17 protein-coding genes are annotated in these 22,745 nt (G+C 61.6%); 14 read left to right on the forward strand and 3 right to left on the reverse strand.

What is annotated here, in order from left to right; translation table 11 throughout:
• The first annotated feature begins 77 nt into the window (after positions 1-77).
• Complete coding sequence (locus EH240_RS17010) at positions 78-9,962, forward strand: LysM peptidoglycan-binding domain-containing protein (protein ID WP_125000142.1); 9,885 nt, start codon at positions 78-80, stop codon at positions 9,960-9,962.
• On the opposite strand, the gene EH240_RS17015 is transcribed toward EH240_RS17010, so the two are convergent.
• Positions 9,935-10,912, reverse strand: a complete 978-nt coding sequence (locus EH240_RS17015; RefSeq protein ID WP_125000143.1) for a LysR family transcriptional regulator — start codon at positions 10,910-10,912, stop codon at positions 9,935-9,937. The genes EH240_RS17010 and EH240_RS17015 overlap by 28 nt on opposite strands.
• A gap of 3 nt (positions 10,913-10,915) precedes the next feature.
• Complete coding sequence (locus tag EH240_RS17020; RefSeq protein WP_125000146.1) at positions 10,916-11,608, reverse strand: L,D-transpeptidase; 693 nt, start codon at positions 11,606-11,608, stop codon at positions 10,916-10,918.
• 268 nt (positions 11,609-11,876) lie between these two features.
• On the opposite strand from EH240_RS17020, the gene EH240_RS17025 reads away from it, so the two are divergent.
• The 13 genes from EH240_RS17025 (at position 11,877) to EH240_RS17085 (ending at position 21,792) form a co-directional block, all read left to right on the forward strand.
• Positions 11,877-12,527: a type III secretion protein gene (locus EH240_RS17025; RefSeq protein ID WP_245436126.1), complete on the forward strand. Its 651-nt coding sequence runs from the start codon at positions 11,877-11,879 to the stop codon at positions 12,525-12,527.
• Between the two features lie 15 nt (positions 12,528-12,542).
• Positions 12,543-13,169 (forward strand): hypothetical protein, encoded by a 627-nt coding sequence (locus tag EH240_RS17030; protein WP_125000148.1) that lies wholly within the window; start codon positions 12,543-12,545, stop codon positions 13,167-13,169.
• A gap of 16 nt (positions 13,170-13,185) precedes the next feature.
• Positions 13,186-14,019 (forward strand): type III secretion system inner membrane ring lipoprotein SctJ, encoded by an 834-nt coding sequence (gene sctJ / locus EH240_RS17035; protein WP_281035131.1) that lies wholly within the window; start codon positions 13,186-13,188, stop codon positions 14,017-14,019.
• Positions 14,016-14,633, forward strand: coding sequence for a SctK family type III secretion system sorting platform protein (locus EH240_RS17040; protein ID WP_125000149.1), 618 nt, complete (start codon positions 14,016-14,018; stop codon positions 14,631-14,633). Before sctJ ends, EH240_RS17040 begins: the two co-directional genes overlap by 4 nt.
• Positions 14,634-14,637: 4 nt before the next feature.
• Positions 14,638-15,255, forward strand: a complete 618-nt coding sequence (gene sctL, locus EH240_RS17045; protein ID WP_125000151.1) for a type III secretion system stator protein SctL — start codon at positions 14,638-14,640, stop codon at positions 15,253-15,255.
• Positions 15,252-16,610 carry a FliI/YscN family ATPase gene (locus EH240_RS17050; protein WP_125000153.1) on the forward strand — a complete coding sequence of 453 codons (1,359 nt, stop codon included), beginning with the start codon at positions 15,252-15,254 and terminating at the stop codon, positions 16,608-16,610. Before sctL ends, EH240_RS17050 begins: the two co-directional genes overlap by 4 nt.
• A complete protein-coding gene (locus EH240_RS17055) occupies positions 16,597-17,085 on the forward strand; it encodes a hypothetical protein (RefSeq protein WP_125000155.1) in 489 nt (162 codons plus the stop codon). The genes EH240_RS17050 and EH240_RS17055 overlap by 14 nt, the downstream gene beginning before the upstream one ends.
• Before the next feature lie 8 nt (positions 17,086-17,093).
• Positions 17,094-18,221, forward strand: a complete 1,128-nt coding sequence (gene sctQ, locus EH240_RS17060) for a type III secretion system cytoplasmic ring protein SctQ (RefSeq protein WP_125000157.1) — start codon at positions 17,094-17,096, stop codon at positions 18,219-18,221.
• On the forward strand, positions 18,214-18,867 hold the full coding sequence (gene sctR / locus EH240_RS17065; RefSeq protein ID WP_125000159.1) for a type III secretion system export apparatus subunit SctR: 654 nt from the start codon (positions 18,214-18,216) through the stop codon (positions 18,865-18,867). The genes sctQ and sctR overlap by 8 nt, the downstream gene beginning before the upstream one ends.
• Before the next feature lie 15 nt (positions 18,868-18,882).
• Positions 18,883-19,152, forward strand: a complete 270-nt coding sequence (locus EH240_RS17070) for an EscS/YscS/HrcS family type III secretion system export apparatus protein (RefSeq protein WP_125000161.1) — start codon at positions 18,883-18,885, stop codon at positions 19,150-19,152.
• An 8-nt stretch (positions 19,153-19,160) separates the two neighbouring features.
• Positions 19,161-19,976, forward strand: a complete 816-nt coding sequence (gene sctT, locus EH240_RS17075; RefSeq protein WP_125000163.1) for a type III secretion system export apparatus subunit SctT — start codon at positions 19,161-19,163, stop codon at positions 19,974-19,976.
• A gap of 171 nt (positions 19,977-20,147) precedes the next feature.
• Complete coding sequence (locus EH240_RS17080) at positions 20,148-20,975, forward strand: D-glutamate cyclase family protein (protein ID WP_125000165.1); 828 nt, start codon at positions 20,148-20,150, stop codon at positions 20,973-20,975.
• 523 nt (positions 20,976-21,498) lie between these two features.
• Complete coding sequence (locus EH240_RS17085) at positions 21,499-21,792, forward strand: metal-sensing transcriptional repressor (protein WP_245436133.1); 294 nt, start codon at positions 21,499-21,501, stop codon at positions 21,790-21,792.
• 186 nt (positions 21,793-21,978) lie between these two features.
• Here the strand turns inward: EH240_RS17085 and EH240_RS17090 are convergent, their stop codons facing one another.
• Complete coding sequence (locus EH240_RS17090) at positions 21,979-22,710, reverse strand: SDR family oxidoreductase (RefSeq protein WP_125000167.1); 732 nt, start codon at positions 22,708-22,710, stop codon at positions 21,979-21,981.
• Positions 22,711-22,745: the final 35 nt, after the last annotated feature.

Genomic DNA, 22,745 nt, shown 5'->3' on the forward strand with positions numbered 1-22,745 from the left:
GACCTGAAAGGGTTGCGATCGGGCGGGCGTGACGGCGGCCAGGCTGCCGGCAACAGTGATTTCCGGAGATCGTCCAGATGGTCCGCCCGATAACGCTCACCAAGCCGCCCGTCCAGCCACAAAAGGTCAACGCCTCGGCAAACGCCACGCAGATAGCGCGGATGGAGGCGCAGGCAGCGCAGCTTAGGGAGCAGATCAGGCTTGCCAATAGGATGGGCGAGCGTGATTGGGCTGCACAGGCTCGCCAGGAGCTGGCACAGGTCAATACGCAACTAAGTTCCCTTCAATCGCCGCCAATTGCGGCTCAGGCGGCGCCAGGTGTCAACGTCGAGAACGCCAGCAATGGCACATCAGGCAATGGCACGACGGTGACGCCGGCTCTCTACGTGCGGTCTGATCTCGCAGCACCTGCGCTGACGCCGGTGAAGCTTGACGAAGGTAAGCCCCAAGACAGTGCCGAGGAAGCGACGACTGCCCGCAATATAGTCAACGACGTCACCGGCGGCAAAAGCATCGACCAGATTGCGTCTGCCCGCGGCATGACGCGCGAACAGGTCATCGCTGCGCTCAGGTCTGGCGGCATGACCGTGTCGACCACCGATCCGACCAGCGGCAATGGCGACGTGCAGACGACGAAGATCACCGATGCCAGCGGCCGCACCGTCACGCAGTACTACGATTACCAGCACGACAGCTACTACACGAGCGTCCAGCAACAACCCAACGGCGCGGCGACCACCACACCGATCCGCGATGGGCTCGGACGCAAGGAAACCAGCAGCTACAATCCCGATACCGGTGCCATCACGACGCGGTATGAAGACGATCTTGGCACCGGTACCGTCACCGAGCGGACGTCGCTGCCCAACGGCGCTTCGGTGGAAACGGTGACGCCGGGCGCCGGCCCGTCCCTTCCAGTAACCACCGTCATAGGACCGGACGGCCACAAAACCATATTGGCGCCCTCCCAGGACCCAGGCGGATCCAGCACGCAGGACATCAAACACGATCTTGCCGACGGAAAAAGCATCGACCAGATCGCAAAGGAAAATGGCCTCACCGACGAACAGGTGATCGCCGAATTGCAAGCCGCCGGATATCAGGTTACGAGCACAAGCAGCAGCGACGCGCAGTCGATCGAGATCATCGATCCGCGCTCCGGCGACAAGACTGTCTACTCTCACGACTACCAGCACGACGTACGCACCGTCACGACCACGTCGGACGGCAAGGAAACGTCGCTATCCATCGATGGCAATGGAACCGAAACCAAGACGGTCACCGACAAGGACGGTCGGGTGACGACGACCACCACCGAGAAGATCAATGGCGGCAAGCCCGTCGAGTACGAGGTCAAGCCGGACGACAACCTGACCCAGATTGCGCGGCAATATGGCGTTACGCTGGATGACCTCAGGCGTACGAATCCGGAGCTTTTCGATTCGCCCCGAGATCCGGACATCATCAACCCCGGAGAAAAGGTCACCATCGAAAACGGGACGCGCACGACCGTGGCGGTCACTTTCAACGGCTATACGCTGACCACCAAGCCCGACGGCAGCTCGACCTTGCACAACAATTCAACCGGCGTCGACCTGAAGATCGAGGCAGGAAGCACGCAGGAGGCCCTGGCCCGGACGCTGCTGGCTGTGAATCCCAACAGCAGCAATGCCGAGGAAGCAAAAGAAGGACAGGTCGTGAAGACCTTCGTCGAGGGGTTGTTGGCCGGGGAGACCTTGCCAAGCCTGATCGATGCCGCGGAAAAGGCCGGACAAGACAAACAGGACCTGATCGAGAAATACGGTCTGGGTACGCCCGCCAAGCCCAAACTTGACGGGCAGAACAGGGTTGTCGATCCATTCGGCGATCCACCGCAGGGCAACGCGCCGTCCGGGGGAAAATGGGTGCCGATGAAGATGGATGGCGTCTGGACCTGGGTCGATCCCCAGGTCGCGCAAGCCATCATCAACGGGAACGTCGCGCTGTCCCGCATCACCGAGACGCGGGCTCTGGCAGGCCAGCGGCAGGAGCAGTTCAACGTCGATATGCTCGATCCCGCGTACAAGGATGCCATCGACGGCGCACAGACTATCCTGAACAAGGCACTGGCACCTCACGGCCTGCAATGGAACGCTCAAAAACCGAAGGGCACGCTTGCCGATGCATGGGAGCGGCTGACCAAAGCCAACACCTTGCTTCAGAACGCGCAGGATGCCCGCGGCGAATATGAGAATGCTGGACGCGTCCTCAAGGATGCCATCGCCGGGCAGAGCCCGCTGACGCCCCTGGGCAATCCGGATGCACCAGCCGTTGGCCCTGTGAACGGCCCGAACCGACACACGCAATATGCCCAAGGCGTTGCCGACCATGCCGCTGTCGACAAGCTGTTTTCCGAAGTCGGCCTGCATCTGAGCAAGGGCGACAAGCTGACGATCGACTATCTGGTCGGGCAGGCCGAGCTTGCCGGCGTTCCCGCGGACTCGAAGGAATACAAAGACCTGATAGCGCTGCAGACGACAGCAGGCAACCAGCTCGAACTGGCGCAGGCCTATCAGAACTACTTCGACGCCCATGCCAGTGCCGCGCAAGTCGGCGCGCAGCAGACGGATCTCGAGCAGAAGCTGCTCAGCGAGTACCTTGGCAAACAGAAGTTCGACCCGAATGAAGAATACAATCGGTACAGCGGTGACTACCTTGGGCACTACAAGACCTCGACGCTCGAGATCCGCGACGGCCAGCTTTGGGTCGTCAACCAGTTCGACAAGGGAACGACAGAACAACAGCTTACCTACAGCCTGAACGACAAGAACGTCAGGGACGAATATCGGGACCGCCAGCTCAACAAAGACTGGCAGCAACTCCTGAGCGGCTACAGTTCCAGCGCAAAGGTCTGCACGGCAAATGGCCTGCAATCGGTGAAGGCCGGCGAGGAGCAGGCGGCCAAGAGCCTGAACGATGTCCTGGATAAGCAGCTCGGCGACAGCATTGCCGATCTGAAGACCCAACTGACGACTCTGCAGACCGACTTCGACAATGCGCTGACGCAACACAAACCAGGAACAGTCGATGCGCCTCCGGGCACGCTGCCCGATGGTGCGCAGCCGGTCGAGATCGACGTCGGCGGGCAGACGATCAAGGTGGCGCCCGACGTTGCCCAAAACTACGATCAGAAAGGGATCGATGCGCTGACCCGGGGCGGGAAGGCGATCTGGATCGACCTTGATACCAAAGACGACGATGCCAGCGGCCGCTGGGTCGATCCCGAACTGGCGGTCGCCAAGCTCAAGCTGGATGCCGTTAGGCTTCAGATATCGCAGGCCGAGGACCTGCGCCGGGTGGTGCAAGGCTTCAGCGATTATCACGAGCTTCGGCTCAGCGATCCTTCGCTGTTGGCCGACCAAAACACCACGGTCGACAAGACCTATCTGGACAAGCATGAGCCGCAGGCGCTCGACGGCATCTACCAGCCGAAGTTCCAGGAACTGCTCGCCAAGGGCTACGACAACGAGTTCCGGGAACAGCGTGGCACGGATCTCGATAACACGGTGGCCAGGACGCTCGGCCTGGACAGTTCGACCGATGACGGCCGTGACGCGGTAGAGAATGTGACGGACGAGATCCGCGATATCGGCGGCGACAATCCGTATGTGCGCAGCGTGCCGATCTTCTATGTCGACGACCAGGTCGGAACGCAGCAGGTCACGCTCTTTGCGGTGCGGGACGGGGACGGCAACACCCGCTACGTCGACGCGACCGGCAAGAAGTTCGACGACCTCGGCGATTTCCAGGACAACAACAGCCAGTTTGGCGAGAATGGCAAGCTCGTCGTTCCCAAAGGCCTGGAGATGAAGGCCGGAGCCGACGGCAAGATCGCGCTTGAAGTGGTGAAAGCGCGAAACGTCTCTGTTTGGGACAAGGTCGTCGATCCGCTGGTTGGCATCGGCACCGGCATTGCCACCATCCTGTCGTTCACTCCGGCCGCGCCGGTCGCGGCACCGCTGGCCTATACGGGCGCGGCCTATCTCGGGACTAGAGCCGTCATAAACGAGGTCAACCACCTCGACCATGGCGGCGAGTGGGACGATACCGAGTCACTGACGAACATCGCCAGTGCGGCAACCACGGTTCTGCCCATGGCGTCCAGCGGCCTACGCACGATCGGCATGGCGGCGAAGAGTGAGTCTTTCTTGGCAGGCGTTGTTGCCAGTCCCCGCGCCTTCGCTGGCAGCATCGGCGCAACACGGTCGAACTGGGCGTTGGCATCCGAAACCCGCACCTATATGCAGTCGACCGCTCGGCTGAACAAGGCGGCGTGGGGAATGGATGTCGGCTCGGTGATTGTCGGCGCACCTTTGCTGGCGACATCTGCCTACGATCTCGCCGTCAACGGGGACCAGATGAACGGTCTCCAACTTGCCAACGCGCTTACGGGTCTTGGCACCGGCATCACCGGCACGGGACTCGGCATCCATGGTCTGCGGACGCTGCGGCCAGGAACGGGCACTGAGGCGAATCCCAACGCTCCCGGCGCCAATTTGCCGCCGGGCAACGGCGGACCGCATCAGCAGCCGCCCGGCGGCAAAGGACCGCGTCCGCCGCAACCGGCGCTGGGACCCGGCCCTTCGGGTCGTCCGATGAATGTCTACGAAATTGGCGCCGACGGCGTTTACAGGCCGACGGGAGAGCAGGTCTTCCACGACCCCAGCCACCCGGTGATCCCAGGAGAAGTGATCAAGACCGATGACGCCAGCGGCAATGGCTCGACGGCGCTGCCGGGCCGCGATCCGGATGGCTCGACTGTCTCCGGCACACCGCACCCCGCCGATGGCGATCCCATCGTCGTGCCGGGCGCGCCGACAGGAAAGGACAGGTCGGTACGCCTTGTCTGGGATCCGGAGACACGCAGCTTTACCGGCATGCCCGAACGCGACACGAGCGGCTACATCTACACCAGCGGCAAGGATCCGAAGACGCCATCGGCCTATCTCGACGGCCTGACCGTCGAGCAGCTCGTCACCCGCCATGAACAGGAGAAGGGCTATTATTCCAGCCGCGAGATGGCCGAGCGCTATGGTCCGGATGGCGTTCAGATACCGCGCACGCCGCTCCGCGAGACATTGCCCGACTTCCGCGTCGGCGTCACCTTCCGGGTCCGGCTGAACACGGGCCAGGCGTTCGGGATCGGGTCGCCGACCGTTGCTGCCGTTGGCTTCGGCGTCGGCACCAAAACCGATTTCGGCATGATCGGATGGTCGATCGTCGACAGCGTCAGCCAACGCAGCCTGACGCCGGTCAAGGACGCGCTCGGCACTCAGGGCGTCATCTCCTATCGGCCGCGCGAGTACAGGAACATCACCGGCCTCCAAGCCGGCGTCTGGCCTGTGTCCAATCAGACGGCATTGCCGGTCCGCGCCAGCGATCTTTCGTCGGTGGCGAGCAGGGCTGTGTTCAGCGACGGGACCGGCTATGACGCCAGACCGCTGGATGCCGCGATTGTCGGGATGACGCCGGATGGCGAAGGCACCGTGGTCGAGATGACCTACACGCCTTTGCTCGAAGGCAAGGAGGTTACCCTCGCACCCGGCAAGCATGATTTCTTTGGCGTGCCGGCGGAAAACAGCTCCGGCCACGTCACGCTGCAAGCCGCGCTTCCTTTCGATCGCGTCATGACCGAGACCAAGGCCGGCATACGTCTCCCGATCGTGGCCAATCATGTCGCGGCGGTCGATCAGATGCCGCGCATTGGTTTCGAGAAGCGTCCTGAACTGCCTGTCAAGGACACGCTGCAACCGGGCGACATTGTGTCGGCGCAGGCGTTTCACCAGATCCAGTCGGCCCTTGGTTCGACAAACCTGAAGATCCAGTTCGCCGTTAAGGACCCGGCGAAGGCATCCGAACTCGTCACCGCGATCGGGCAGGGCGATGGTATCCGATCGATCCGCGACCTCGTCAAGTCCGGTCAGATCGATCCGTCGAACACGGTTTCTCTGGTCGATGAGCCGACGCTGAGCGGACTGCGGCTTTCAGCTGTGCCGGGCAAGTCGCCCACGGCGGACATTGTCTTGCTGACCGGCGAGAAGGCACGCGTGGTGAACCCCGAGGCGATGCTGGTCGACGTCATCTTCAACGATCGCAACAGGCTGCCCGGCGCGCTGGGTTTCAATCCGGATCGGGTGGTCACTTCAGTGACCTACAAGGTGAAATCGGCAGTACAGTCCCGGCTTCCGGCGCGTTTCAGCCCAGACGGCTCACCGCAGCCGCGCTACATGCCGAGCGCCGGCAACATCTACCGAAACCTCTATGGTTCCGACGGGACTTCGGCGACGCGCTACACGATTTCGTTCTCCACGCCTCCGCTGCCGGCAGGCGCCGTGGCGTTCAGTGCGGAGGTGAGATTCCAGTACAAGTCGAAAGCCGCCAAGACCGCTCCTTCGATTGCCAAGGATGAAACGGCGACGCTGACCTTCGATCGCGCCGACGGACAATCCGAGCAGTTGGCGATTCCGGCCTGGCTCGCCCGTGCGGTGGAAACGTCGCGTGACGGTGCCTCGACGGCGATACCCAAGGGCGGGAAGGCCTCGCTGGATCAGTCCCTGGTCGACCTGCAGAAGACGGCGCGGCCGGATCAGCTCGTCGCGATCGAGCAGTTCAAGAGCGATTTCGGCGCTTCGATCGTCGACGGCGGTTTCATGCGCCAGGACGTTGCCGACGGCGTGCTGACGTTCCTCTCCTCGCAGGTGGGCAGCCGCCGAAGCGGGCCGATCCAGATAAGGGACGAGAATGGTCAATCCGTGACCGCCACCCGTTACGGACCGCTGCCAAAGAGTGCAGAGAACGTCTATGTGCCGCCAGCCGACGGGCCGCAAGCGCGTGGCGACGAACCGGAGTTGATCCACAAGTCGCATATTCTGTTCCGGGACCCGGAGACGGGAGAAGCATACGTCCTGCCGTGGATACGCGGCGCCTCCGAGGACCATGTGCCGGGCGGTCAAGGAACGCCAAAGGGAGAAGCGGTGCCGCCGGATACAGTCAGGAAAGCCATCGAGGCGGCTCCACCGACAACCTACTCGCTGCAGCAGATCCGCAACATGCAGCAGCCCGAAAAGTGGAAGGCAGGCGAGATCTATACGCGCGAACTCAACGGGTCGCTTGGAGAAGCACATTTCCCGGTCGAGGCCAACCCGGACGGTCCCTACGCCGTTACCGGCCAGGGCGGGCGTTACGTGGATGCGCCAGTCTTCAAGAGCCAGGATGTGATCGAGGCGATCGAGGTCAAGACCTACCATCGCTGGACGACGATCAACGGTGTCGCGCAGATGCGCGAAGTGCCGCTCACGCCGAAACTGCAGGAGCAGATCAACAAGGAAGTGGCGCTGCGGAATGAGAACCCAGGCTATCAACCGCGCTGGGTTTTCCTCGACGCGCCGCCTTCGGCCGAGTTGCAAGGAGCGCTCGACGATGCCCGGATTGTCGGAAACATCTTCGGACATAACAAACCTGCCGCTGCAACACCGCAACCCCAATCCGCGTCGACCAAAAGCGGTTCTGGCCGGACCATTCAGCTCGAAGACGAGAGCGGCAAGGTGATTACGGCGGCAATGCTGGGCACCGGGCCGAGGAGCCCGGAGCAGGTCTATATTCCGCCCTCAGACGGCCCGAGCGTGTGGGGCGATGCCCCGGAGGTGGCGGACAAGACGCACATACTGGTGTACGACCCCGATACGGGCGAGGCCGTGGTGCTGCCCTGGATACGCGGAGCTTCCGACGGTCACGTGCCGGGAAGCCTGGGCCGTCCGGAAGAGAACAATCACCAGACCAATACCGCCGCGCGGCCTTCGCGCGGTAAGGGGCAATCCGCACCGAACAATGGACCGCTCACCCGGGACGGCGTCAGAGCTACCCCGCTTGATCAGGTGCCGGATCTCGTCATGGGCGATTTCCAGCCGAACCAGATTCCCTGGCTGAAGCGCGAGCAGGTGGCCGAACTGACGGAACAACAATTCCGCGACATGGATCAGGCCGGCTTGCTGCCCTCTCTGACCAAGAGCCAATTGCGGGGCATCCCGAAGGCAAAGACAGGCTATGTCAACATAGCGGGCCTCGTCGAGAGGCAGATTCCTTGGCTGACCGAGGGCCACATCCGCAATCTGACCGACCAGCAATTCCATGATCTCGGCAAATCGGGTTTGATCCGTCACCTGACGAAACCACAGTTGCAGGCGATAAAAGGAGACAAAGTCGGGCTCGTTGACGTGTCGAAGTTGGATGCGCGGCAGGTGCCATGGTTCAAGCCCGGCCAGGTCGCGAAGTTCAAGTCGCCGCAATTCAAGGATCTGGGCGAGGCGGGATTGCTGAAGAACCTCGTCGAGCGCCAGGTTCAGGCCATCCCTGAACCCATGATCGGTTCCGTGGACATGGCGAAGTTCGATCCCAAGCAGGTGCCGTGGCTGACCGGGAAGCAGATCCCGGTGCTGCCCCGCGATCAATGGGGCGCCTTCACGATCCACCACACCGAGGCCCTGACCCAGTCGCAGATCGAAGCGGTGACACCAAAGCAGTTCGAGGACATGAGCCCCGGCCAGTTCCGCAAGTTCACGCTTGAGCAGTTCGAGTGGATGATCGGGGATCAGTCGAACGCCCTCTCCGTGCTGCAGCTGACGACCTTTCGGGCGACCCATAAAAAGGCGATGACGCCGGATCAGGCCGCCAGCGTCGATCTGGCGCTGAGCCATGCCAGGATGCGCGAAAACGCTCAGGCGCTCGCCACCTTTGGCGGCATGTCGACCACCTCCTACATGTTGTGGAGTTCGTTGCCTCCAACCTGGACCGCCACTGCCGGAGCCGTGGCATTTGGCGTGCGAGGCCTCGTTTTCGGCACGCAAGCGATCTTCCCCAACGCGACTGCAAGTAACAAGCCGTTCGGGCGATTCCTCAACGCGCTCGGCGGAGCCACGTTCATTGCCGCGGCGCCAGGTGCCGCGACCGGGATGATCCAGGGCAAGGATCTCGTCGTCAACAGCACATTCTCGCTCGGCAACGTCGTCTACGGCACGAAGTCGATGCTGCAGTCGTTCACCGGCAGGCCGGTGATCCGAAACCTGGCCGAGTATCTGGCTGGACCCGGCTATGTGCTTGGCTGCGCCGTCTATACGCTGCACTCCTGGCCGGCGCCGATCGCCACAGTCGCCGGCACCATGTTCACGTTCGGCTGCGCGGAGTTCTGGGCGTCGGCCATAAGGACGGACCGGATGAATCGCCGTTCGGTGCCGCGAACCGATGCCGATATCGCGGCGGCGGCAAAGTCCGACAAGCGATGGACCGCATTGGATCGGTGGACTCTGGGCATCACCTTCGGGGTCGGGATGCTTCTGTTCTCGCTGGACTCGCTGCTCGCGCAGCCCTGGGACCCGAAAACGGCCCCTCCGCCCGATCCGAAAAAGCCGGAAGGCGATGCGTCGTCCCAGCAGCCTGATGATCACTCGGATGTTCCAGGTGGGCCGAAGACCCCGCCCGAGGACTTCCCGCAACTCGTGGTGTCGGCGGATGACGGCCTGAATTTGCGGAGCCAACCTGACGACGACTCTGCCGTGGTGACGGTGCTGCAACCTGGCACGTTCATCGAACAGACAGCGAAGCCTTCGACCGATCCGTCAGGGGATGCCTGGATACCCGTCGAAGGGTTCGGACCGGACGGCAAAAAGCATAGCGGCTGGGTTTCGGGCGACTATGTCGAGGTTCATACCGAGGGCAGCACCAATCCGGAGGGCCGCACGAATCCGACGTTGGAGAAAGACGGCTATCGGTGGGTCGAGGTCAGGGACGGCGACAGCATCCGCCTGATCGCCAAGGCGCATTCAGCCGATGTGGCGGATACGGTGGTGCTCAACATGGATCACATTCTGAGCCCAGATATGATTTTCTCTGGCGACCGCATCTACCTGCCAATTGCGTCGGTCGGCTGAGACGCTACGGGCTCAGCTCTGAGTTCGTCGGCAGGCTGCGCCTTGCCGATTCTGGCGGCATATGCATGTGCGATGCAACCAGCCAGCTTTGCCGCCCGCTCAGCTATCGGATTGGATGGTTCGGAAGAGTACGAAGCGGTGAACCGCAGGTCGGAGGGATGCCATTCGCAGTCGACGATGCACAGGGCGCCGCTGGCCGTGTAGTCTTGGACAACTTCCCTGGGGAGGGAGGCGATACCGATCCCGTTCAGCGTCATCTTGATGGAAGCGGCCAGCGAATTGGCCGGAAAGATACGCGGCGTCGCTTCAAGTTCGCCGGTCAGCTTGCGGTAAAGCTCACTGTAAGGTCTCGTCGTGCGCGCATAGCTGATGATTGGGAATTGCATCAGGTCGCTCACCGTCAGCTTGCCTCGGTTGGGTAGTTTCAAGGTGGGCGAGCAGACCCATACGAGCGGAAAGGATGGCAGCTCCATGTTCTCGATGCTGTATTCCTGAATGGGGCCCATCAACACCGCAAGATCGAGCCGGTGGGACATGAGCTCGTTGCGAAGGGTCGTCGTCGTGTCGACGACGATATCCGTATCGACAAGCGGATAGTTCGCCTGCAATTCCTTGAGGAAATCAGGAAGCCAGGTGTGCACGATGGTCTCGGCAACCCCGAGTCTGAGCACTCCCGCGGTCTCCGAAAGAGAGTTTGCCGTCAGTTGCAGCCGCTCGGCCACGCGCAGAACCCGTTGCGCAGGTGGCAGCAGCCGCTGTCCCTCGGCGGTCAGCCTGACGGTGCTGCTCTGCCGTTCGAACAGCTTGGCGCCCAGCGCTTCCTCAAGCCCGGCAATTCGCGTGGATACCGCCGGCTGCGTCGTGTTCAGGCGTTCCGCCGCCTTTCGAAAGCTTCCGAAAGTCGCCACCAGAAGAAAGGTTTCGAGCTGCTTGATATTGAAAGGGATCACGATTCAATGCCGGACAATAATCTGAGCGCCGATCTTCACTCGATCATACAGGTCGATAACGTCTTCATTGGTCATGCGAATGCATCCGGATGAGTTGGCCTGTCCGACAGTCCATGGCTGGTTGGTGCCGTGGACGCGATAAAGCGTGTTGCCGATATACAGCGCGCGTGCGCCCAATGGGTTGTTCGGCCCTCCCGCGACATGCGCGGGCAGCAAGCGGCCTTTTGATGCTTCCCTTGATCGCATTTCTGCCGGTGGCCGCCAATCCGGCCAGTCCTTCTTGCTCGAAATCGTGTCGCGACCGGACCACTCCAGCCCTTCCTTGCCAACGCCCACCGCATATCGCAGCGCCTTGCCGTCTCCCAGGATGTAGTAAAGGCGCCGCTCCGTGGTGTTGATCACGATCGATCCCTTCGGTTGAGCCTCGCTGAAATGCACGATCCGCCTGGGGATCACCGACCACTCTGGCTGCATTCCTTCGTCGGACGTCTGGCCGGGAGCGGACGGGGAGACCAGCACATTTCTCGCCTGATCATAAGTCCAGCTTCTAGGGTCATAGCCGCTGTTCGATTGGGCCTGCGCAGATGCCGTGGCAGCAACCAACGTTGCAGCGACCAGGGCTGATGCAGTCGATTTCGGGGTAAGGCGCGATCTAGACAGGATGCTGTTTCCCGCAACGCTGACGGGAACAACCATGCTTGCAGGCAGGGTCCTGTTTGCCGCCACCGAGACCGTTCCCTTTCTGCATGCAGGCGTTGAAATCGGCGATCACATTTTGGTCTCGCTTGATTCCAGCGCGCACCATATCGCTTTGCTCACTGTTCGCAACATTTGGCACCGAATGAACGAAAGCAATCCAATTGGACTTCCAATTTCACGGTACGCACGATAGAGTGAATTGGCGGGTAAACCATGAGACAAGCGACGAGTGCCATCGCTCGTGCGTCCCTTTGTGATAGGACTGATGTTGACGGGACGCGGTATCTGCCACGCGGATCGGTTATCGGGAGCAAGGGCTGCCTTTGTCGCCTGCGGCTTTGCCATGGTCCTGGTGTTCGGCCTTATCCCGCAGCACGCCTACGCCTCCGAGCCACGCTGGCCTGCCGGCCCCTACAAATACATCACCGTCGATCAGTCGGTGACAGACGCGCTCGTCGAGCTTGGCCGCAACATGGGGGTGCCGATGCGTGTCAGCAAGCTTGTAAAGGGACGCCTAAGCGCCGGCATGCCGGTTGGAACGGCCCGCGAGTTCCTCGAAGAGATCTGCAATCGATACGGGCTGGTCTGGCATTTCGACGGCATCGTCATGAACGTCGCGACCGAAGCCGAAGTCCAGACGGAGATGATCCCGCTTGACGCCAACACGGCTGCCGGGGCGGAAGATCGGCTTTCGCGGCTGGGCGTCATCGATCCGAGGTTTCCGATCAAGGTTTCCAAGCAGGACGATGTCGTCTCGGTATCGGGACCGCCGTCCTACATCGAACTCGTCAGGAAAACACTCGGAGTTCCGGCCATGCCGAGCCCGAAGCAAGAGCCCGGCAATGTTACCTCAGTCCGCGTTTTCCGCGGAAAGCAGGCGGAGGCGCAGAATGTTCCCTCCGGCAAACAAAACTAACAGGAGGGCAGGATCATGCAAATCGCGCCGATTGGAGCCCTGGAAGCCACGCTGGCAAACTTGACCACCAGCATGAGCGCGCACCAGCAGATCACCGCCGGAGCGACAGCGCAGCCGGCTAACCGAATGGTGGGCGCCAACCAGGAAAAACACGATGCCGCGAAGGTCAATACGCCTGAGCGCAGCGATGTCGCCACGCGGGCAGGTCAACAGGTGGCACAGGCATCGTCAGGCACCAATCCGGCGATGGCCGGACAATCCTCCAAATCGGAAAGGACCGAGCCGATCATCGAACACAAGCTCTTCGACTATCTGGCCGAGGTAGAGAAGGCTGGGGGTGGGGTGTTCACGGATCCGTCGGCTCTGCTCGGTTCTGCCGTTCAGTCGCTGGAAGGAACCATGCAGCAGGTTCAGAAGGCCCTTGGCCAGGCGAACGCCCCCGTGAATGCTGAAACGACTGCAATGCAGGATGCCGCCGGCAAGACGTCAGGCAAGGCGGGCGAAAACGCCTCGGCAAAGAACGCCGAGCAACTGCTCGAACGGTCCATTTCGGTGATGTGGGCGGCAGCCAATCTCGAAGTAGTGACGAGCAGCGTGACGGCCGTCACGTCGTCCGCCAGCACGCTGATCAAACAACAGTAGGCGCTGCGGAGTGCTCGTGCCCAAACCAGCCTTGCCGCGGCGCTCAACCCTATTAGATCGATGCGGCGCCCGGTGCCGCGTCGCACTTGTTGTCGTGGGCATGCTCGCGCTCCAGGCCTGCTCGGTGGAGCTGTATTCCAACCTCAACCAGCGGCAGGCCAACGAGATCGTGGCCACGCTGATGCGTCACGGGATTCCGGCCCAACGCGAGGCCGGCAAGGACGGCAAGATGACGGTTTCCGTACAGAAGGGCCGTTTCGCCGAAGCCATGGCGATTCTCGACGAAAGCGGATTGCCGAAGCAGGAATTCCAGACGCTCGGCGAGGTGTTCAAGAGAGATGGGCTTGTGTCCTCGCCGGTGGAAGAACGGGCGACCATGATCTATGGTCTGAGCCAGGAGCTTTCGCAGACGATCTCGGACATCGACGGCGTGCTTTCCGCGCGCGTTCATCTCGTCCTGCCCGAAAACGATCCCCTGAAACAGCAGTTGGTCCCGTCGTCCGCCTCCGTCTTCATCCGGCATCGCGCTTCCGTTCCGATGAATGAGCTGATCCCGCAGGTCAAGATGCTGGTGGCCAAGGGTATCGCCGGACTGACCTATGACAATGTTTCCGTGACCCTCATTCCGGTCGCCGCGACGGCTCCGGAGTTAGAAACCAGCGAGACAGGGTTCACAACCTTCCTCGGCCTCTGGCTGCATCCCGACAGCGTCGCCGCCGCGATGTGGCTGTTTTACGGGATGGCGGCGGCCATCCTCGCGCTGGCTGCCAGGCTGGCTTACCTCCAGTGGTATCGGCGGCCCGATGTCTATGCGCTCGACGCTTCGGCAATGCCTGTCAAGAAGACATGACCCGGAACGGCTCGAAGCAGACTGCCAGCCCGGAATGGCAGGCATTCATTTTCAACCCCGCATCCTATGTTGATGCGGCCCGGCTGGCGGAATGCTTTGACGGCACGATCAGCGAGGCCGCCTGCGAGCGCATGCTGCGCTCGCAGCGTCTGCATGAGCGATTGTCGGAGTTTCTGCTGGATCACTATCGGCTCTCTTGCGCGGTCGATGAACCGGCCGACGAGGTGGATCGGGCGATCACCTTGTCGTCGAGCGAGGAGCTGGAGGAGCTCGCGCTTCGCTCGGGCGCGATCTACTGGGCCGGCAGCTTGGCTGCTGTCATTGACGGACGCGGGGCCGATGCATTGCAGGCGGCGCTCGGCGCGGATCTCTGCACCTTCGCGGTTGCCAACCGCGATCTGGCCGGTCCATTGCAACCGTTGGAGCCCCTGGAAGATGTGCGTCGTCGTGTCTATGCCGACGGCCTGAGTTGCCTTGGCGCATGGTGCCAGGCGATGCCTGGCGAGACGAGCATGAGGGTTCGCCTCAAGCTGATGCCGCACGAGCTGGTCGACCAGACGGCCCAACCATTTGCCGAAGCCGGTCCGGCGATTGTTCGGCGGGCGATGGGTTAGCGTGATGGTCGAACCAGGCACAGCGACCAATGACATGCCGAGGCGGCCCTACGCCCGCATCCTGCGCGCCGGAGAGGCGCGCGCCTGGCAGGATGGACACGCCTTTCTCGACGAGGCGAGGCGTGATGCCCAGCAGTTGCGTGACGCGGCTCGGCGAGCCTATGCGGCCGAATATGCCCAGGGCTACGAAGACGGCAAGGCGCAAGGCGATGCGGATGCCTCGCGACTGGTAAGCGAAACAACGGTCAAGGTGGATCGCTATCTTGGTAGGCTGGAAGCCGAAGTCATCAACCTTGCCCTAGATGTCGTGAGGCGAATTCTGGGAGAATTCGACGTCAGCATGCTTGTCGCCAAGGCCGCAAGGCAGGCCGTGACGGAAATTCGCCGCGCCAAATATCTGAAAGTCCGCGTTCATCCCGCTGCCGTCGACAGGGTTCGCGATGAGCTGGACGCGCTCTTGCGCGAGGGCGATCTGGGCATGACGGTCGAGATCGATGCGGACGATGCGCTGGCGGCCGGAGCCTGTATCGTTTCGACGGACTTTTCCGTCGTCGATGCTAGCGTCGATGCGCAGCTCAATGCCATAGCGGCCGCGATTTCGTCAAAGGCCAAGGCCCCATGACCGCGCCCGTTGCCGACATCGAAAGCCGTCTGGCGTCCATCATTCCGAACCTGCGCTCCGGCCTGCGCGACGATGCCAGCCGGCCCAGGAAAGGGCGTGTGCGGCGGGTGACCGGCACGGTCATCCACGCGACCGTGGAGGAGGCCCGGATCGGCGAGATATGCGAACTGGTCGATCCCAGGACCGGCAGGACGACCAAGGCGGAAGTCGTCGGCCTCATGGACGAGATGGCGATCCTTGTTCCGCTTGGCGATCTGACCGGCCTTTCAAGCCTGACCGAGGTCGTTGCGACCGGGAAGGACCAGCTGGTGCCCGTCGGGCCTGGCCTTCTGGGTCGAGTGATCAGCGCGCTCGGCGAGCCATTGGACGGCAAACCGCTTTCGCCGGATGGCATTACCGGCAGCTATCCGGTCAATGCCTATCCGCCATCTCCGCTCGAGCGCAGCTTGATCTCCGAGCCGATCCAGCTTGGAATCCGCGCCCTCGATGGGCTGCTCACCTGCGCGCGCGGACAGCGCGTCGGCATCTTCGGTGAACCCGGCGTTGGCAAGTCGATCCTGCTTTCCGACATCGTCAGCGGCACCGATGCCGATGTCGCCGTGGTCGCTCTTGTCGGCGAGCGCGGGCGCGAGGTGCGCGAATTCCTCGAACACCAGCTTGGACCGGAAGGGCGGGAGCGGGCAATCGTCGTCGTCGCGACGTCGGACCGGCCTGCCATCGAGCGCGTCAAGGCCGCCTATGTGGCGACCAGCATTGCCGAATATTTTCGCGACCAGGGCAAGCACGTGCTGCTTGCGATGGACAACATAACGCGGTTTGCCCGCGCGCAGCGCGAGATCGGCCTGGCTTCGGGCGAGCCGCCGACGCGTCGCGGTTTTCCGTCTTCGCTGTTCGCGGTCCTGCCGCGTCTGCTCGAACGCTCTGGCCCTGGCCGCGTCGGTTCAATCACCAGCCTCTACAGCGTTCTTCTGGAAGGCGACGGCACGCTGGATCCGGTCGCCGAGGAAATCCAGGCGCTTCTCGACGGCCATGTCTTCCTGTCGAACGACCTTGCACAGCGCAACCATTTCCCCGCCATCGACGTGCTGCGCAGCCGAAGCCGCCTGATGGATGCCGTTGTGCCGCCGGCACATCGGGCCGACGCCAGCCGCCTGCGCGAGCTGCTTGCCCGCTACGCCGATATCGAACTTCTCCTGCGCGTCGGTGAGTACGAAAAAGGCAGCGATGCGGTGGCGGATGAGGCGGTGGCGAAGATCGACGCCATCAACGCCTTCCTGCGCCAGGCATCCACTACCCGCGAGAGCATCGAGAAGACACGCCAACGCATGCGGGAGATCGTCAATGAAGGAGCGTGACATGATCGCTCGATTGCGCGACCTCAGATATCGCCGTGAAAAGCGCGCAAAGGAAGAGGTGATCAGAAGGCACGCCGCTTCGCACCGGGCCGTAAGAGAGGGGCAGGAGGCGGCCGCTGCAGTCACGGAGCACCTCCAGCGCACGGTTGAAGCCGAGGAAGAAGCCTTCGGTGCACTTGTTGGACAACCGGTAAGAGCAGCCAGCCTCAACCGTCTTCAGGGACGGTTCGAAATCGCCGCCAGAAAAACCGAGGAGTTGCGGGAAAACGAGAAGATGGCCGGCGTCGCCGAGCAGCGACGGAAGGTGGAGTTGTCGGCAGCCCGCAATGATCATCGCGCGAGCATGAAGGCCGTGGCAAAACTGGACGGACTGCTGGAGCATCTGACCAAACGCACCGCGCGGCGTCGCCTGGCGCTTGCCGAGCTTTCCGAGGAGGAGGAGCGCGGCCCACCGCGCTCGCCCGCAGAACGATAGCCCAATCCGTGACCGTGAATATGGATGTGATGCCTCGAACCTTCGCGTCAGCAAAAACGAAAGCGCGGGTAAAACCCGCGAAACGCGCGGCCACACGGTCGAGCGTCAGCGAGCGGCTGAAGTTGGAAACTGTAGCGTCTGTGGACGTTGGGGCATTGAATGCCTTCTATCGCCGCCGTGCTCCCGCGGAGATCACGATTGCCGGGAAGGCGATGGCGATCGCGGCCGTTTGGCCGGCGCCGAATCCTGAGGACCGAAGGCTGTGGACCATTGCGTTCACGGTCGGCGACGCGGAGGGCAAATTACGCCTGCCGCTTTCCGTCGTCGAACGGGGCTTCGCCAGGGCGGACGATCTGCTCGACATGAAACGACTGGCGCCCGCGCACGCCGCGCTGCTGCTGGAGTCCTCGTTCGAAGACGACCTCGAATGGATCGAAGGCAAGCTGGGTGAGGGGATCGCGATCACATCGGTCGCACCAGGAAATGCCCTTCCGGGCGAAACCCCGTTCGCTTTTGTCCTGACCGGCAAGGATGAAACGACGGACTGCGTCTTGAGCACGAATGACGCTGGCCTGGTGGTGCGGATCGGCCGCCTTCTCGACGAACTCGTCAAAGCGAGGCCGCCGATCCCGGCCGAATTTCCGCTTCCTGTCTGCCTTCAGCGTGGCGCACTCAAGATCACCCTTGGCGAGCTTCAGAGCTTGCAGCCTGACGATGTGGTGCTTTTCCGGGATGCGGAAGAAGAACGCATGGCGGCGCTCATCATTGGCGAGCGCCTTTATGCGCCGGTGGCTTTGACTGCCGCTGGGCCGCAATTGCTTGCCGCGCCAACCGCAATCGCTGGATCGAATTGGGAGTGGATCATGAACCAGAACAAGCCGCCGCCGGCAGGCCAGACTTTGGAAGAGTCGACTCTGGACGAGTTGCCGGTCGCGCTTGCCTTCGAGATCGGCCGCACGGCAATGCCGCTCGGAGAAGTAAGGCAGCTGGCGCCCGGCGCTGTCGTTGCGCTCGCCGATGTGACGGACGCGACTGTCGACATCATCGCCAACGGCAAGCGTGTCGGGCGTGGCGAGATCGTGCGGATTGGGGAAAGCCTGGGCGTGCGGATCGTTCGTATGTTCGACGATGCTTGACAATTCACCCAACCTGCTTGGGATACTGATCGCCGTCGGCGTCGTCGGGTTGCTGCCGCTGGCGGTCGTCACGATGACAGGCTTCCTGAAGATTTCGGTCGTGCTGTTTCTCATCCGCAACGCGCTCGGCGTCCAGCAGATGCCACCCAATCTGGTGCTCTACGGCATAGCGCTCGTGCTCACGGTCTATGTCACGACGCCGTTGCTAAGCGAGATGTCGGGCCGGCTTCAGGAAGGGCAGGTTCAGTTCCAGACCACGGACGACCTCGCCAGGGCGGCGCAACTGGTCAGGGAACCTTTGCAGCGACACCTTATGAAATTCACCCAGCCGCAGGAGCGGCAGTTCTTTCTCGATGGAACGACCCGTCTGTGGCCGGAACAGGCGCGGCAGAATCTGAAGGACGACGATCTGTCGATCCTTGTACCCGCCTTTGTCGCATCCGAGCTTACCCGTGCCTTCGAGATCGGCTTCCTGCTTTATCTTCCTTTCCTCATCATCGACATCGTCGTCGCCAATGTCCTGATGACGCTCGGCATGATCATGGTCTCGCCGGTCCTCATTTCGATCCCGCTGAAACTGTTCCTTTTCGTCGCCATTGATGGCTGGTCGCGGCTGATGCATGGCCTCATCCTGAGTTACGGCTGACGCTGGGGGTTTTGCATGAGCAATGACTTCATCCTGGCGAAAGTCCAAAGCGCGCTCCTGACGGTGCTGTTCGCGTCCAGCCCGGCGATCATCGCGGCGCTGGCCGTCGGCATCCTTGTCGGCCTTGCCCAGGCGCTGACGCAGATCCAGGACCAATCGCTGCCGCAGACGATCAAGCTGGTCGTGATCCTGCTGGTTATCATCGTCTTCGGCCCGTTGCTTGGCCAGCAGATCGCGGAGCAGGCCTCGACGGCGCTGGACGAATTCCCCGTCGTCACGCGTTGAGGCACGCGATGCCGGTCGAACCACTCTTCGGGTCCATCAAAGAGCTTCAGTTCTATCTTCTGGCAGGCGCTTTCGCGCTCGCGCGCATGACCGGTTTCATGCTGCTGATGCCGCTGTTTTCGCGTGTGCCGCTATCTGGGCTTCTGCGCAACGGCGTTGCTCTGGCGCTGGCGGTTCCGATCTTTCCGATGATCGTGAACAAACTGACGAGCACCGACATCACGACGACGATGATCGTCCTCTACATGCTCAAGGAGGTCGTGGTCGGGGTAACGCTCGGGCTGGCGATGGGCATACCGTTCTGGGCGGCGGAGGCCGCGGGCGATATCCTGGATCTGCAGCGCGGTTCCTCGATGGGGACGCTGATCGATCCGATGATGACGCATGAGACGAGCGCCACCGGCACCTTGCTTGCCGTCATCATGGTCACGCTCTACCTGGCAGCCGGCGGCCTGCAACTGTCCCTGACCAGCCTCTACGACAGCTACGGCCTCTGGCCTATCGACCAACTTCTGCCTGTGTTCAGCAAGGATGCAGCCGGCATCTTCCTCGGTCTGCTGAACCGCATCCTGATGATGGCGCTGACCCTTGTTTTCCCGCTCGTCATCAGCATGCTCTTGTCCGACATCGTGCTGGCTTTCCTGGCGCGCGCCTCGCCGCACCTGAATGTTTTTGCGCTGTCGCTGGTCGTGAAGACGCTGGTCTTCAGCCTCGTTTTTGTACTCTACGCGGCTTTCCTGCTCTTCTACATGAACCGCGACCTTGGCTTCCTGCACGAGGCAGGCCGGCAGATAGAAGTGATCGGCTGCCGCGCCTGTCAGTGAGAACAGGCAAGGTTTATGCGCAAACGCTAATGATAATGGCAGTCTCTGTTGGTCGGCCAATAAATACAATTTATCATTGATGAAAGATTCTGACAATTTGACAAGCGGGCGACCTGCCGATGATCTTACGCCCTCCCGACGTGTCTGTAAAAGTGCATACTCTCGAAGGCCATGGCTCGCCAGACCACCGCATTGATCTATGACAATTTACGACTGGTCGATGCGGATAGGCTGCGCAGACTGGTTAGAACGGGTGCCTATGAAGGGTACACAGGAGGGCTTGCGAGCGGCAAGCTGCAGGCCAATGTTGTGATTGTACCCCGCAGGTTTGCCGGCGATTTCCATCAGTTTTGCGCCCGCAACCCGAAGCCTTGTCCTTTGGTAGGAGTCAGTCGCGCCGGCAGCCCATTGCTTCCAGCCCTAGGGGATATCGATATCCGAACCGATGCGCCTCAATATAACATCTACTGCTTCGGGGAAGTGATCCGTCGGAAAACGGACATCATCGACCTGTGGCGGGATGATTTTGCCGCTTTCGCGCTCGGCAGCTGGCTTACCGTCGAGGCTGCGCTTGCCGAGAAGGGCGTGAAACTTCGCCGTATCAGCTACGGCAAATCGTCCCCCAAGTTTCGAACCAGGATCGAGACCTGCCACGTCGGACCGTTTGGCAGCGAAATGGTTGTCTCCATGCGCCCGATAAGACAGTGCGACGTCGACAAGGTTCGCGCCCTCACCGCACGCTTCCCTCATGCCCACGGCTCTCCCGTCCATGTCGGCGATCCGTCGATCATCGGAATAAGAGATTTGATGACTCCCGACTGGGGCGATGCGGTCGAAATCATGGAAGGAGAGGTCCCGGTATTCTGGGCCAGCAGCCTGACCGCGCAAGACGCTCTCGCTCGCGCCGAACTCGCAGTCTCGATCACAGTATCGCCGGGGCACATGCTGATCACCGACTTGAATGCACGAGCGGACGTGGGCGCTTTCAAGGTCTACTAGCAAGCGCAAGGCGGGCATCTTCGACCCTAGCCTCTACGGCCACTGTCACGACCCAGCCCGACTTTCCTTGGTCCGATCCGCCACTGTTGTGCCCGATTGGGATTTAGCAGTTCAGCAATCCATAGGCTGGCGGAGCCATGCGGAACAATACGGGAAGACGTCAGATTCTGACCCACGAAAAAGCCAATGAAATCAAGGTTCTTGCTACGCCCTCCGGGCCCACCAATTATATATCAATGACTTAGCAACGCTTCAGGGCTCGGTTAGCCAATTCTATCTGGCGAACCTTACTGCATCGCTTTGATTTCATTGACTTGTGGTGGGCTACCGACAATTCGAGGAGGCAGTTGGCGAGATGGTGCGCGCTCGCCCAGAATTCGCCGCCAGCGGCAATGCTCCCGCCTTGTCGACTTCGATATCCATGGGGGCTGCCGGGATCGCGCCTCGTGTCAGGGGAGGGGTGCGCGCATCATTGTTGGCTGGATCAGAATCGAGGCGTCTTCGTTTATATCCCCTCCGGGGGATAGTAGATGGGCATGAGCGAGCAACCCATATCCACGAAACCCACCCCGATATCATCAAGCGGCTGAAGCGCCCTGACGGGCATCTCAACGGTGTCATCGAAATGATCGAGATCGGCCGGCCCTGCCTCCATATCGCTCCGCCGCTTTGTGCTGTCGAGAAGGCCATCTCGCAGGCCAAGAAGACCTTGATCCAGGATCACCTCAACCACTGCCTTGAAGACGTCGTCGGGCCGCTGGCGCGCGAGCAGCGCCGCTCGATCGACGAGTTCAAGGACATCGCAAAGGACCTGTGAGAAAACGCCACTTTAGGCCAGTGAACCAAGCCATGGGCAGCCATGGACATGATCATGGCGATGAAGACAATGATGATCCCGGCCAGATCCTCGACACGGGCCCGCAGGTATAGCGCTGCTCGGAAGAATGCGATGAGCGAGGTCGTCCACACCTTCACGATCTGAAGCCAGAGGCGGGACGAACCTCTATTTTACGCTGAAGCCGCCATCAGCCATCAGCACCGCGCCGTTGATGATTGCCGCTTCGTCTGACGCAAGATAGCGTGCGGCCGCTGCGATTTCGGAAGGCTTGGCAAAACGACCGACGGGGATGTCCTTTCTGGCCTTTTCTCCCTTTTCGCCCGACCAGCCGATAAGCGCCATAGGCGTTTCGACCACCGTCGGCGCGATCGCGTTGGCGGTGATACCGAATCTGGCCCATTCTATCGCCATCACCTTTGTCAGATTGATCAGGCCCGCTTTGCTGGCGCCATAGGCAGCATGCTCTTCGATGGCGAGGACAGCGGCTTGCGAGGAGATGTTGATGACGCGCCCGCGGCCCGAAGCCTTGAGATAAGGCAGAGCAGCGACAGCGACGAGCCAAGGCCCCCTGAGATTGATCCGCATCGTCTTGTCCCAGGCTTCGAATTTTGGTTCCCCGACAGGGAAAACGATGCCGAGTCCGGCATTGTTGACAAGAATGTCGATGCCCATCGCCGCACCAATCTGATCGACGACAGAAGCGATGGCGCCCGGATCTTCAAGATCGAGCACGAAGCCCTTGTGGGGAGCTCCGAGGCGTGATGCCAGTTCCGACGGATCATGGATGTCAACAAGCGCCAATCGGGCACCGGTTGCTGCGAAGCATTCCGCCATCGCCTTGCCAATTCCGCCGGCAGCCCCGGTAATCATTACCGTACGACCCGCCAAGTCATTCATGGTAACGCTCGCTCCCGTTGACGCAATCGAGGCTT

Source organism: Mesorhizobium tamadayense, from assembly GCF_003863365.1.
GTDB classification, from domain to species: Bacteria; Pseudomonadota; Alphaproteobacteria; order Rhizobiales; family Rhizobiaceae; genus Mesorhizobium; species Mesorhizobium tamadayense.